Here is a 12,634-nt window from a genome sequence, read left to right as displayed (position 1 = left end):
CAACGGGCACGAAAGAGTGACAGACGAGACGCTGCCGCCGTCATAAACTGCAAGGGCATTGAACCCCTCCTCTCGAATTCCCCCATTCGAGACATTTGCTCCCCCCGCCGCCGGCGGGGGTTTTTTTTGGCTCAATGATACGCGAATCGCTATAATTCATCATTTAGTCCACTATACAAACGGGGTCTTGAGCATGGCCGAAACATATTCTTCCAAGCGCATCATGTGGGCGATGATCGTCGTCGCCGTCGTTTTGATCGCAATCATCTATCCTTTGACCAACAAGTCCTTCAATTCCGCCGCCGACGCTGGCGCGAGTGCCGGGGCTGACGAAGCCGAACTGCGCATCCAGCCGGTTGCCGGTTTCGCGCTGGCCAAGGCTGACGCCGCCGCGGCCACCGGCGCGCCGAAGGATGGCCCGACGGTTTACAACAGCGTCTGTGGCGCCTGCCACAACACCGGTGCGGCTGGTGCGCCGAAGATCGACGACAAGGCTGCCTGGGCGCCGCGCGTCGCCACCGGTAACGACGCCCTGCTCGCTTCGGTACTCAATGGCAAGAATGCCATGCCGCCCAAGGGTGGCGCTTCGGCACTCTCCGAAGACGAAATCAAGGGTGCGCTTGACTACATCCTGAGCAAGGTCAAGTAATCCCGTCCCGGATCGACAAAGGGAGGCTGCGGCCTCCCTTTTGCGTTGACCGGGATGTCCGCAGCGCGCTCAGCGCTTGCCTGCCAGCAATGCCTTCATCGCATCGAGTCGCGCACTGCCGGTGGCCTTGTCCGGCGCCACCGCCTGCTTGCCACCGCTGAAGCGGACATCGTCCTTGCCCATCTCGTCGATGAAACGCGACGGCTCGCAGGGAATCAGTTCACGCGCCTGCTTACGCTTCTCGCAATAGCTGATGTGCAAAGAGCGCTGGGCGCGCGTGATGCCGACGTACATCAGGCGCCGCTCTTCCTGCAGCTTGGCCGGATCGAGGGATTCGCGATGAGGCAGGATGCCTTCCTCGACGCCGACCAGGAAGACGTGCTTGTACTCCAGCCCTTTCGCCGCATGCAGCGTCGATAGCTGGACGGCGTCGATCTCGTCGCTGTTCTGCTTGTCGAGCATGTTGATCAGGGCGATGCTCTGCACCATGTCGATCAAGGTCTTGCCATCTTCCTCACCCTTGCGATTGATCCAGTCGGCGAATTCGCCGACATTGGCCCAGCGCGTCTGCGCCGTGCGCTGCTCCTCGCTGTCGTAGAGATAAGCCTCGTAATCGATCGCCTTGAGCAGATCGGGCAGCACCTGCTGCGCCGGCTCGCGCGTTGCCCGAGCCTGCATGCGGTTGATGAAATGGCAGAACTCGAGCAGGGGTTCGAGCTGGCGAGCCTGCGCGCGATGGGCAAAGCCCTCTTCGAAAGCGGCATGGAACAGCGAGACGTGACGCTCGCCGGCATAGGTGCCGAGCGCCTGCAGCGTACCGGCGCCAATCCCGCGGCGCGGCGTGGTCGCTGCACGAATGAAGGCTGGATCGTCGTCCTCGTTGGCGAGCAGGCGCAGATAGCTGATGATGTCCTTGATCTCGGCCTTGTCGAAGAAGGACTGGCCGCCAGACAGCAGATAGGGAATCTTCTGGTTGCGCAACTGGGTTTCGAGCAGGCGCGCCTGATGGTTGGAGCGGTACAGGATGGCGTAGTCGCGGAACTTGCCGCGATGCTCGAAGCGGTGCGCCTGCAGCTTCATGACCACGCTCTCGGCCTCGGCCTCGTTGTCGCGGCAGGCGGTGACGTGGATCGGGTCGCCATGCCCCAGTTCCGACCACAAGGTCTTGTCGAACAGCTTCTCGTTGTGGGCGATGACGTTGTTGGCGGCCTTCAGGATGCGCACCGTCGACCGATAATTCTGCTCGAGCTTGATCACCTTGAGCGCCGGGAATTCAGCCGGCAGCTTCTTCAGGTTGTCGATGTCGGCGCCGCGCCAGCCGTAGATCGCCTGATCGTCGTCGCCCACCGCCGTGAACTGGGCGCGGATCCCGGTCAGCAGCTTGAGCACCTGGTACTGGCAGGCGTTGGTATCCTGGTATTCGTCGACCAGCAGGTAGCGCAGACGGTTCTGCCACTTTTCGGCGATTTGCGGATGTTCGCTGAACAGTTTCACCGGCAAGCCGATCAGGTCGTCGAAATCGACAGCCTGGTAGGCTTTCAGCGTCGCTTCGTAGCCGAGATAGGCGCTGGCGGCGAGCGCCTCGTGTTCGTTGGTCGCCAGGTGGCGGGCGGCCTCGGGCGTGACCAGCGCGTTCTTCCAGTTCGAGATGATCGACTGCAGACGACGCAAGGTCGCCTTGTCCACGGTCTTCGCGCAATCACCGATGATGCCGGCGCAATCGGCCGAATCGAAGATCGAGAAACGCGGCTTGTAGCCAAGCGCCTTCGCTTCCTCGCGCAGGATGCGCACGCCGAGCGAGTGAAAGGTCGAAATCTGCAACTCGTTGGCCTGCGACGCGGAGAGCAACTTGCCAACGCGCTCCTGCATTTCCCTAGCCGCCTTGTTGGTGAAGGTGATGGCGGCGATGTTGCGCGGCTGGAAGCCGCAATCCTGAACCAGATAGGCGATCTTCTGCGTGATCACCCGGGTTTTGCCCGAGCCGGCGCCGGCCAGGACGAGCAGGGGACCGTCAAGGTAGTAGATCGCTTCGCGTTGCTGGGAATTGAGGCCGGACATGTCTACGCAGGAACCTGTATAACTCGCGGCGACAGGGTTGTCGCCGGGGCCGCGCATTTTACCCCATGCCGGAATCGCCGCCGTCAGGCCTTCTCGTCAATCTTGCCCGGGCGCCGGGCGCGAGTGTCGAAGCGCAGCAACTGCATGGCATCCGAACCCATATCGACCAGACGTCGGGCAAGCTGGTCCGCCTGCTGACGCCGTCGTTCGACGCCCTGATAAGGGCCGACCGCACGCGGATCGACCTCGGCCATGTCCTGTTGCAACGAGCGTTCGCGCTCATTGACCACGCCTTCCATCGGTTCCACCCGACGCACGCTCCCGGCCTGGGCGAGCGCCGCCCGCTCCGCCGCTTCCGGCGTGGCTTGCTGCGTGGTCGAGGGCAGGCGTGACATCTTCATGATCGGGCTCCTGACCCGATCTACGGCACGCCGCCGAAAAACTTGAATACCGGCGGTAACTTAACGCGAAATCAGAGCGCGCCGAACACCTTCTTCAGGATTGCGCTACCGGCGCCAAGCGGATTGGCGCGCAGCTTGCGCTCCTCCTCGGCGATCACCATGAATAGCCCGTCCATTGCCTTGTGCGTGACGTAGCTGTCGATGTCCGCGTCCTTCTTGTCGATCAGGCCGAAATTGGCCGCCTTGCCAGCGAAGTTGTTGTATTGCTCGGCAAGTTGCAGCTTGCTGGTAGCCGCCTTGACGATCGGTCGGAAGCGGGTCACCAGTTGGTCGCTCGACGAACGCCGGAAGTACTGGGTCACACTGTCCTCCCCGCCAGTGAGGATGGCCTTGGCGTCCTGCAGCGTCATCCGGCGGATGGCGTCGGAGAGGATGGGCAAGGCTTCGGCAACCGCGTTCTCCGCCGCGTGATTCATCGTTTCGACCAGTTGATCCGCCTGCTTGCCCATGCCGAACATGCGCAGGGCCGATTCGGCGTCGTCGAGATAACCCGGCAACGGAATCTTGACCTTCTTGTTGCCGAGGAAGCCATTCTGCTGCCCCAACGACGACACCGCGAATTCGGCGCCCTTGGCCAGTGCTTCACGCACCCCGGAACCGGCATCGGCGTTGCTGATGCCGTCGAGCGCCCCGGCTTGCGCCGGCAGCACCGAAAAAACCAGGAACAACGCCAGGATCGGCGCCAGCCAGCGGGTCGGAACGAGGTTCATGATGCGCATCCAGTGTGATCAGACGATGTCGAGATGGCCGATGCCCTTGGTCAGATCCCGGTCCTTCGAGTCCTTGCCGTTGAGCTTGATCTGCAGGCGCAGGTCGTTCAGCGAGTCGGCGTTGCGTAGCGCGTCCTCGTAGGTGATCTTGCCGCCGTCGAAGAGGTCGAACAACGCCTGGTCGAAGGTCTGCATGCCCAGTTCGCGCGACTTCTTCATGATCTCCTTGATCTCCTGGACTTCGCCGCGGAAGATCAGGTCGGAAATCAGCGGCGAGTTGAGCATGATCTCGACCGCCGCGACCCGCCCCTTGCCGTCCTTCTTCGGCAACAGACGCTGCGAGACCATCGCGCGGATGTTCAGCGACATGTCCATCAGCAGTTGCTGACGCCGCTCTTCGGGGAAGAAGTTGATGATGCGGTCGATCGCCTGGTTGGTGCTGTTGGCGTGCAGCGTTGCCAGCGCGAGGTGACCGGTTTCGGCGAAGGCGATGGCGTAGTCCATGGTGTTGCGGTCACGGATTTCACCCATCAGGATGACGTCCGGTGCCTGACGCAGGGTGTTTTTCAGCGCCGGTCCCCAGTCGTCGGTATCGACACCGACTTCGCGCTGCGTGATGATGCAGTTCTTGTGCTCATGCACGTATTCGATCGGGTCCTCGATCGTGATGATGTGACCGTAGCTGTTCTCGTTGCGGTAATCGACCAGTGCTGCCAGCGACGTCGTCTTGCCGGTACCGGTACCGCCGACAAAGATGATCAGGCCACGCTTGGTCATCGCCAGATCCTTCAGAACGGCTGGCAGACCGAGGTCGTCGAGGGTCGGGATGGTCATGTTGATGGTCCGGCAGACGACGGCGACGCGCCCCTGCTGAACCAGTGCATTAACCCGGAAACGACCGATGCCGGTCGGCGAAATGGCGAAGTTGCATTCACGCGACGATTCGAACTCCGCCGCCTGGCGATCGTTCATGATCGCCCGCGCCAGTTCCGCCGTATGCTGCGAAGTCAGCACTTGATTGGAAACCGGCGTGATCTTGCCGTCTATCTTGATCGCCGGCGGGAAGCCGGCGGTGATGAAAAGGTCGGAGCCACGCTTCTGCGTCATCAGACGCAGAAGATCGTGCATGAATTTCATCGCCTGATCGCGTTCCATGTATTCCCCTTAATTGCGTCCTTCCGCCGCTCAGGCCGGGAAGGCGTCCTTGTTGGCGGCACGCACGCGCGCCTCGCTGCTGGAAACTACGTTGCGCCGCACCAGATCGATCAGACACTGGTCCAGCGTCTGCATGCCCAGCGCCTGACCGGTCTGGATCGCCGAATACATCTGGGCGATCTTGTTTTCGCGGATCAGGTTGCGGATCGCCGGCGTGCCGATCATGATTTCGTGCGCCGCAACACGCCCCTGGCCGTCCTTGGTCTTCAGCAGCGTCTGCGAGATCACCGCGCGCAGCGATTCGGAGAGCATGGCGCGGACCATTTCCTTTTCCTCGGCCGGGAAGACGTCAACGATGCGGTCGATGGTCTTCGCCGCCGACGAGGTATGCAGGGTGCCGAACACCAGGTGGCCGGTCTCGGCGGCGGTCAGCGCCAGACGGATGGTTTCCAGGTCGCGCATTTCGCCGACCAGGATGACGTCCGGATCCTCGCGCAGCGCCGAGCGCAGCGCGTTGGCGAAGGACAGCGTCTGCGGCCCGACTTCGCGCTGGTTGATCAGGCACTTCTTCGACTCATGGACGAATTCGATCGGGTCCTCGATGGTCAGGATGTGCGCGTAGTCGTTTTCATTGACGTGGTTAACCATCGCCGCCAACGTCGTCGATTTGCCGGAGCCGGTAGGCCCGGTAACCAGCACGATGCCGCGCGGGTACTCGGCGATGTCCTTGAAAATGCGCGGGCAATTCAGTTCCTCAAGCGTCAACACCTTGCTCGGAATGGTCCGGAAAACCGCCGCCGCCCCCCGCTGCTGGTTGAAGGCATTGACCCGGAAGCGCGCCAGGTTGGGAATCTCGAACGAGAAGTCGCACTCCAGGGTTTCTTCGTAAACCTTGCGCTGGGCGTCGTTCATGATGTCGTACACCATGCCGTGCACGTCCTTGTGCTCCATCGGCGGCAGGTTGATGCGCCGGACGTCGCCATGGACGCGAATCATCGGCGGCAGTCCGGCCGAAAGGTGCAGGTCGGAAGCCTTGTTCTTGACGCTGAAGGCCAGCAGTTCGGTGATGTCCATGCGATCGGTCCTCGGAGCCCGTGTATACTTTGGTGACAAAAATTGCCAATGGATTATGAGCGCAATCGCCGACAACCTGCAAGCTGTACGCATACGAATAGCCACTGCCGAGCGCCTTTACGGGCGCCCCACCGGCAGCGTGCAACTGCTCGCGGTGAGCAAGACCAAACCGCTGGCCGACGTCCTTGCCGCTCGTGCCGCGGGACAAACCGCCTTCGGCGAGAATTATGTTCAGGAAGGCGTCGAGAAATGCCGCACCAGCGCCGGCCAGGCACTCGAATGGCATTTCATCGGCCCCCTGCAAACCAACAAGACCCGGCCTGTCGCCGAAAACTTCGCCTGGGTCCATTCAATCGACCGCCTGAAGATCGCCGAACGCCTGTCCGCGCAGCGCCCACCCGAGCTACCGCCGCTGCAGGTCTGCGTCCAGGTCAATGTTTCCGGCGAGACGAGCAAGAGCGGTTGCGCTCCGGCCACGGCGCGCGATCTCTGCCACGCCGTCGCCACCCTCCCGAGTCTGCGCCTGCGCGGCCTGATGGCGATCCCCGAACCGAGCGACGACTTCGCAGCGCAACGGCGCCCTTTCCGCCAGTTACGCGAACTCCTGGAACAATTGCGTGCCGAAGGACTGCCGCTCGACACGCTGTCCATGGGCATGACCCACGATCTCGAGGCCGCGATCGCCGAAGGCGCCACCCTGGTGCGCATCGGCACGGCCATTTTTGGTGAAAGAAACTACGCATGAAAATCCTTTTCCTGGGCGGTGGCAACATGGCCAACGCACTGATCGGCGGCATGGTCAAGCAGGGCTTTGCCGCTACCGACATCCACGTCATCGATCCCGGCAGCGAGGCGCGCCAGCGCCTCACCGAAAGCTATGGTGTCAATTGTCACGCCGCTGCCGGCGACGCTCCGGCAGCGCCGGACGTGCTGGTGCTGGCGGTCAAACCACAGCAGATGCGGGAAGCCGTCGCGCCGCTCGCCGGCCGTCTTGGCGATGCACTGGTCGTCAGTATCGCCGCCGGTCTTGGCATGACGGCGCTGGCGCGCTGGCTGGGCGACCACCGGCGCATCGTCCGCTGCATGCCGAATACGCCGGCGCTGGTCGGTGCCGGCATCACCGGTCTGTGCGCGCTGCCCGAGGTCGACGCCGCCGGCCGGGCGCTCGCCGACCGCGTCCTGCGCGCTGTCGGCAGCACTGTCTGGATCGACGACGAAGCGCAGATGGACGGCGTCACCGCGCTTTCCGGCAGCGGCCCGGCCTATGTCTTCCTGTTCATCGAGGCACTGCAACAGGCGGCAGACGAACTTGGTTTCAGCGCCGAGCAGGGACGCCAGCTCGCCATCGAGACCGTTCGTGGTGCGGCGGCGCTGGCCGCCGCCTCCAACGACCCGGCTGCGCTGTTGCGCGAGCGGGTGACCTCGAAGGGCGGCACCACCGAAGCGGCGCTGCAGGTGATGCTGGCGCGCGGCGTCAAGGACGGCATCGTCGCCGGCTGTCTGGCGGCCGAGGCGCGTGGCCGCGAACTCGGCAAACAGCTCGGGGGCGATTGATGCAAGCCGCTTTTTTCCTGATCAACGCGGTCGCCGGCTTCTTCTGCACGCTCTTCCTGCTACGCTTCATGATGCAGTTGGCGCGTGTCTCGTTCGCCGGCCAGATCGGCGACTTCGTCATCAAGCTCACCAACTGGGCGGTCAAGCCGCTGCGCCGGATCGTTCCCGGCGTCGCCGGTGTCGACTGGGCGAGCCTGATCGCCGCCCTCTGGCTACAACTGATGCTGGCCGGCTTGATCCTCGCGCTGTCGCCACTGCCGCTGGCTGCCGACGCCGTCGGCATGCTGCTGATGATCCTGATGCTGGCGATACGCAGCCTGATCCAGCTCACCGTCTACATCCTGATCGGCGCCCTGATCCTGCAGGCGGTGTTGTCCTGGGTCAATCCGTATTCGCCCGTGGCGCCGACGGTCAACCAGTTGGTGAGGCCGATCCTGGCGCCGATCCGCCGTTTCGTGCCACCGATTTCCGGTATCGACCTCTCGCCGCTGGTGGCCATCCTGCTGCTGCAGGTCGTCCTGATGTTCGTTTGATGGACGACTGGTACCGGGTCGCCGCCGACGGCACGATCACGCTGACCCTGCACATCCAGCCCGGCGCGAAGAAGAGCGAATGCGCGGGCCGCCATGGCGACGCGCTGAAAATCCGGCTGGCGGCACCGCCGGTCGATGGCAAGGCGAATGCCGCGCTGACCGAATTCGTCGCCGAGCACCTCGGACTGCCGCGGGCGGCGGTACGGCTGAAGAGTGGCCAGACCTCGCGGCGCAAGGTGCTGGAAGTGACCGGCAGCACACCGGCGGCCGTCGCCCGTCTCGCTAGTTGAACCGACCGGCGACGGCTGCCCGGCCAGCCTATTTTTTGGCCGGCCCCACCGTCAGTTCGGCGCGCAGCTTGTCCACGCTCTTCTTGCCGAAACCCTTGACCTGGCTCAGGTCATCGACCGACTTGAAGGGACCGTTTTTCTCCCGGTACTGGACGATGGCCTTGGCCTTGCCCGGGCCGATGCCCTTGACCGCGTCGAGTTCGGCGACGCTCGCCGTGTTCAGGTTGACGGCGGCGAGCGCGGCGCCGATACCGGCCAGCATTCCGAACAGCAATGTGGTGACACGCTTCATCTGAATTTCCTCCGGAATAACGATGCATCAGGATTATTCGCGCCGGCCCATCCGGCACGCGGATTTATTCTAGATGAATATGACAATGTCGTCGTCGACAAAATAATGCGGCCACGCGGGCCGCATCGGAAAAACGGAATTCAGTAAACCTGGCGTCCGTCGACCAGCGTGTGGCGAACCTTGCCGTTCATTTCGTAGCCCAGCCAGGGCGAATTCTTGCCGCGGCTCTTCAGGGCTTCCGGGGTCAGCGTCCAGTTTGCCGCCGGGTCGAAGATGCAGAGATCGGCGGCCGCCCCGAGTGTCAGCGTGCCGCCGGGCAGGCCGAGGATTTCCGCCGGTGCACAAGTGATGCGGGCGAGCGCGGCGGGCAGGGCGATGCCTTCCTGCTCGGCCCACTTCAGGGTCAGCGGCAGCAAAACCTCAAGCCCGGTGGCACCGGGTTTCGCCTCGCCGAAGGGGACCAGCTTGTCGTCGGCTCCGACCGGCGTGTGGTCGGAGCAGATCGCCGCCAGGCCGGCGGCGGCCGCCGCCGACAGCGCGGCGCGGTCGTCCCGGGTGCGCAGTGGCGGCAGGAAGCGGGCATGCGCGTTGAAGAAGCCGATGTCGTTCTCGGTCAGCAGCAGGTGATGGACGCCGATATCGAAACTGAGCGGCAGGCCCTCGTCGATCGCCGCCTTGACCAGCGCCACGCCGGCCGCCGACGACAGCCGCGTCAGGTGGACGCGGCAGCCGGTGTCGCGCACCAGTTGGACGATGGTGGCGATGGCGATGGTCTCGGCGGCGACCGGGATGCCGGCCAGGCCAAGACGGGCGGAAAGTTCGCCGTCGTGGGCGATGCCATTGCGCGACAGCCAGTAGTCCTGCGGATGGAGGAAGACCGGGAAGTCGAAGCTGGCCGCGTATTCGAGCGCGCGCAGCAGGGCCTCAGTATCGACCACCGGCACCTTGGCCTGCGAGAAGGCGACGCAGCCGGCCTTCTTGAGGCCGGCCAGCTCGGACAGGCGCTCGCCCTTCAGACCGAGGGTCAGCGCGCCGAGCGGGAAGACGCGCGCCTTGCGGATTTCCTTGGCGCGATGCACCAGGCGGTCGGCGAGTTCCGGCTCGTCGAGCGGCGGATCGGCGTCCGGCGGCACGACGACGCTGGTCACGCCGCCGGCGACCGCCGCCGCCAGTTCCGCCTCGATCGAGTTGAGGCGGGCGCCGAGGTCGATCAGGCCGGGACAGACGACGCAGCCGGCGGCATCGATCGTCCGCTCGGCGACGAAGCCGGCGGGCGCCTCGCCGATGCCGGCGATCTTGCGGTCAACGATGAAGAGCGAGGTGTTGCTGCGATCGACACCGGATTTCGGGTCGATGACACGGCCGTTGCTGATTTCGATGTTCATTGCTTCAGTTCCCCGCAACGATGCTCATCACCGCCATGCGCACGGCGATGCCGAAGGTGACCTGGTTGAGGATGACGGCCTGCGGCCCGTCGGCCACCGCCGAATGGATCTCGACGCCGCGGTTCATCGGCCCAGGGTGCATGACGATGGCATCCTGCTTGGCCAGCGCCAGTTTCTGCGGCGTCAGGCCGTAGTGGCGGAAGTATTCGCCGGCCGACGGCAGCAGGGCGCCGTTCATGCGTTCGTTCTGCAGGCGCAGCATGATCACCACGTCACAGTCCTTGAGGCCTTCCGCCATGTCGTGGAAGACATGCACGCCGAGCTTGTCGAGGTGCTTGGGAAGCAGGGTTTCCGGACCGATGGCGCGCACTTCCGGGACGCCGAGCGTGGTCAGCGCGTGGATATCGGAGCGGGCGACGCGCGAGTGCAGGAGGTCGCCGACGATGGCCACGCGCAGGTTGGAAAAGTCCTTCTTGTAGTGGCGGATCGTGTACATGTCGAGCATGCCCTGCGTCGGGTGGGCATGGCGGCCGTCGCCGGCGTTGACGACGTGGATGTCGTCGCGGCCGATGCGGCGCAGGTGCTCGGCGATCAGGTAGGGCGCGCCGGACGAGGCGTGGCGGACGACGAACAGGTTGGCGTCCATCGCGCACAGGTTGTCGATGGTGTCGAGCAGGGTCTCGCCCTTGGCCGTCGACGAACGGCCGATGTCGAGGTTGATGACGTCGGCGGACAGGCGCTTGGCGGCAATCTCGAAAGTGGTGCGGGTGCGCGTCGAGTTCTCGAAGAACAGGTTGAAGACGCTCTTGCCGCGCAGCAGCGGCACCTTCTTCACCTCGCGACTGGAGATTTCCATGAAGGATTCGGCGGTATCGAGGATCTGCGTCATGATCGAACGCGGCAGACCTTCGGTCGACAGCAGGTGGATCAGTTCTCCGTTGTCGTTGAGCTGCGGATTATGCATTTTCCAGCCTCCAGGCCAGTTGATCGCGTTCGTCGCGGCCCAGGACCAGGCTCTGCCCGGCTGCCAGATCGACATCCCAGACCCGCCAGGTCGCCGCCACCGGCAGCTCGCGGCCGCCGCGGTCGGCGAGGACGGCGAGATCGACCGCCGCCGGCCGCCCGTAATCGAACAGTTCGTTGATCGCCGCCCGCGTCGTCCGCCCGGTATAGAGCACGTCATCGACCAGGATCAGGTGGCGGCCTTCGACCTCGAACGGAATCAGCGTCGGCTTGACCTGCGGGTGCAGGCCCTTCTCGGCGAAATCGTCGCGGTAGAAGGAAACGTCGATCAGGCCGATTTCCTCGGTCAGGCCGAGCAATTCGCGCAGGCGCTCGGCGATCCAGGCGCCGCCGCTGTAGATGCCGACCAGCGCGGGATTCTTCGGCAACAGCGGACGGATCAGTTCGGCCAGTTGCCGGCACTGGGCTTCGGCATCGGGCAAGGGGTCATTGGCTAGCATGCGACGAACTTTCGAACCAGGTTTGGAGAATCAATTGGGCGGCGACCGCATCGAGCAGCGGCTTCGCCGACTTGGCATTGCGTCCGGTCTCGCGCAGGCGCGCCTCGGCGTCGAGCGAACTCAGCCGCTCGTCGGCCATGGCGACCGGCAGATTGAACCGTTTTTGCAGACGCTCGGCGAACTTCGTCGCCAAGCGGGTCATTTCGTGCGGCGTGCCGTCGGCGTGCGTCGGCAGGCCGACGACCAGCCGCTCCGGCTGCCATTCGGCGATCAGCTTGCCGATCGCCGCGAAACGCTCGTCGTTCGACTCGGCACGAATCACCGTCAGCGGATGTGCCGATGCGAGCAGCGTCTCGCCGGTGGCGACGCCGATCCGCTTTTCGCCGAAATCGAAAGCGAGCACCGTCCCCACGTCAGGCGTGACCGGCGACGTCGGAAAGCTGCGAGAAACTGACGCCCAGTTTCTGCATCGCCGCCGGCAGACGCTCTTCCGGCGGCAGGTCGAACAGGATGGCGGACTTGGCCGGCACCGTCAGCCAGGAGTTCTGCGCCAGTTCTTCCTCGAGCTGGCCGGCATCCCAGCCGGAATAGCCGAGGGTGACGAGGATTTCCGCCGGCACCCCGTCCTTGCCGACGGCAGCGAGGATGTCGCGCGAACTGGTGAGCCCGATCTCGCTGTTGATCGCCAGCGTCGACTGCCAGTTGCCGACCGGCCGGTGCAGCACGAAACCGCGGTCGAGCTGTACCGGCCCGCCGAAATACACCGGCAGCCTGGCCAGCCCCGCTTGCTCGAGCGGGATGTCGATCTTCTCGAACAGACCGGCCAGGTTCATGTCGAGCGGCCGATTGACGATGATGCCCAGCGCGCCGTTCTCGTTGTGCTCGCAAATGTAGACGAGCGCATTCGAGAAATAGGGGTCTTCCAGCGCCGGCATGGCGATCAGGAAGTTGTCGGTCAGGTTGACGTTGTCCATGGGCGGCGATTTTAAAGGAAAACCCGGCTGCTGCCG

16 protein-coding genes are annotated in these 12,634 nt (G+C 64.1%); 5 read left to right on the top strand and 11 right to left on the bottom strand.

Annotated features, from left to right (window positions below; all coding sequences use genetic code 11):
• The first annotated feature begins 193 nt into the window (after positions 1-193).
• On the top strand, positions 194-649 hold the full coding sequence (locus ACLIIZ_RS02260) for a c-type cytochrome (RefSeq protein WP_416690574.1): 456 nt from the start codon (positions 194-196) through the stop codon (positions 647-649).
• Between the two features lie 69 nt (positions 650-718).
• On the opposite strand, the gene ACLIIZ_RS02255 is transcribed toward ACLIIZ_RS02260, so the two are convergent.
• The 5 genes from ACLIIZ_RS02255 to ACLIIZ_RS02235 all read right to left on the bottom strand — a co-directional run bounded on the left by ACLIIZ_RS02255 (position 719) and on the right by ACLIIZ_RS02235 (position 6,107).
• On the bottom strand, positions 719-2,707 hold the full coding sequence (locus tag ACLIIZ_RS02255) for a UvrD-helicase domain-containing protein (RefSeq protein WP_416690573.1): 1,989 nt from the start codon (positions 2,705-2,707) through the stop codon (positions 719-721).
• Between the two features lie 83 nt (positions 2,708-2,790).
• Entirely contained in the window at positions 2,791-3,108 is a 318-nt protein-coding gene (locus tag ACLIIZ_RS02250; RefSeq protein WP_416690572.1) for a hypothetical protein, read from the bottom strand.
• A 71-nt stretch (positions 3,109-3,179) separates the two neighbouring features.
• Positions 3,180-3,878, bottom strand: a complete 699-nt coding sequence (locus tag ACLIIZ_RS02245; protein WP_416690571.1) for a DUF4197 domain-containing protein — start codon at positions 3,876-3,878, stop codon at positions 3,180-3,182.
• A gap of 18 nt (positions 3,879-3,896) precedes the next feature.
• Positions 3,897-5,033: a PilT/PilU family type 4a pilus ATPase gene (locus tag ACLIIZ_RS02240; RefSeq protein ID WP_416690570.1), complete on the bottom strand. Its 1,137-nt coding sequence runs from the start codon at positions 5,031-5,033 to the stop codon at positions 3,897-3,899.
• A 30-nt stretch (positions 5,034-5,063) separates the two neighbouring features.
• A complete protein-coding gene (locus ACLIIZ_RS02235; RefSeq protein ID WP_416690569.1) occupies positions 5,064-6,107 on the bottom strand; it encodes a type IV pilus twitching motility protein PilT in 1,044 nt (347 codons plus the stop codon).
• A 55-nt stretch (positions 6,108-6,162) separates the two neighbouring features.
• Between ACLIIZ_RS02235 and ACLIIZ_RS02230 the strand changes: the two genes are divergently transcribed.
• Genes ACLIIZ_RS02230 through ACLIIZ_RS02215 form a run of 4 tightly spaced genes read left to right on the top strand, consistent with a single transcriptional unit; the run spans position 6,163 to position 8,484 of the window.
• On the top strand, positions 6,163-6,852 hold the full coding sequence (locus ACLIIZ_RS02230; RefSeq protein WP_416690568.1) for a YggS family pyridoxal phosphate-dependent enzyme: 690 nt from the start codon (positions 6,163-6,165) through the stop codon (positions 6,850-6,852).
• Positions 6,849-7,661 carry a pyrroline-5-carboxylate reductase gene (gene proC / locus ACLIIZ_RS02225; RefSeq protein WP_416690567.1) on the top strand — a complete coding sequence of 271 codons (813 nt, stop codon included), beginning with the start codon at positions 6,849-6,851 and terminating at the stop codon, positions 7,659-7,661. Before ACLIIZ_RS02230 ends, proC begins: the two co-directional genes overlap by 4 nt.
• The gene (locus tag ACLIIZ_RS02220) at positions 7,661-8,194 is read left to right on the top strand and encodes a YggT family protein (RefSeq protein WP_416690566.1); all 534 of its coding nucleotides are present in this window, start codon (positions 7,661-7,663) and stop codon (positions 8,192-8,194) included. Before proC ends, ACLIIZ_RS02220 begins: the two co-directional genes overlap by 1 nt.
• Positions 8,194-8,484, top strand: a complete 291-nt coding sequence (locus ACLIIZ_RS02215) for a DUF167 domain-containing protein (protein ID WP_416690565.1) — start codon at positions 8,194-8,196, stop codon at positions 8,482-8,484. Before ACLIIZ_RS02220 ends, ACLIIZ_RS02215 begins: the two co-directional genes overlap by 1 nt.
• Before the next feature lie 28 nt (positions 8,485-8,512).
• On the opposite strand, the gene ACLIIZ_RS02210 is transcribed toward ACLIIZ_RS02215, so the two are convergent.
• From ACLIIZ_RS02210 to ACLIIZ_RS02185, 6 genes are all read right to left on the bottom strand, one after another.
• Complete coding sequence (locus ACLIIZ_RS02210; protein ID WP_374325035.1) at positions 8,513-8,776, bottom strand: ComEA family DNA-binding protein; 264 nt, start codon at positions 8,774-8,776, stop codon at positions 8,513-8,515.
• A 140-nt stretch (positions 8,777-8,916) separates the two neighbouring features.
• Positions 8,917-10,161, bottom strand: a complete 1,245-nt coding sequence (locus ACLIIZ_RS02205; protein WP_416690564.1) for a dihydroorotase — start codon at positions 10,159-10,161, stop codon at positions 8,917-8,919.
• 4 nt (positions 10,162-10,165) lie between these two features.
• Complete coding sequence (locus tag ACLIIZ_RS02200; RefSeq protein WP_416690563.1) at positions 10,166-11,125, bottom strand: aspartate carbamoyltransferase catalytic subunit; 960 nt, start codon at positions 11,123-11,125, stop codon at positions 10,166-10,168.
• Complete coding sequence (gene pyrR / locus ACLIIZ_RS02195; protein WP_416690562.1) at positions 11,118-11,624, bottom strand: bifunctional pyr operon transcriptional regulator/uracil phosphoribosyltransferase PyrR; 507 nt, start codon at positions 11,622-11,624, stop codon at positions 11,118-11,120. Before pyrR ends, ACLIIZ_RS02200 begins: the two co-directional genes overlap by 8 nt.
• Positions 11,611-12,036, bottom strand: a complete 426-nt coding sequence (ruvX, locus tag ACLIIZ_RS02190) for a Holliday junction resolvase RuvX (RefSeq protein ID WP_416690561.1) — start codon at positions 12,034-12,036, stop codon at positions 11,611-11,613. The genes pyrR and ruvX overlap by 14 nt, the downstream gene beginning before the upstream one ends.
• Before the next feature lies 1 nt (position 12,037).
• Complete coding sequence (locus ACLIIZ_RS02185) at positions 12,038-12,598, bottom strand: YqgE/AlgH family protein (protein ID WP_416690560.1); 561 nt, start codon at positions 12,596-12,598, stop codon at positions 12,038-12,040.
• Positions 12,599-12,634: the final 36 nt, after the last annotated feature.

It is taken from the genome of Azonexus caeni, from assembly GCF_048146105.1.
Taxonomy (GTDB): domain Bacteria; phylum Pseudomonadota; class Gammaproteobacteria; order Burkholderiales; family Rhodocyclaceae; genus Azonexus; species Azonexus aromaticus_B.
The sequence above is the reverse complement of the archived record's forward strand: the minus strand, read 5'-3'. Positions and strand labels throughout refer to the sequence as shown.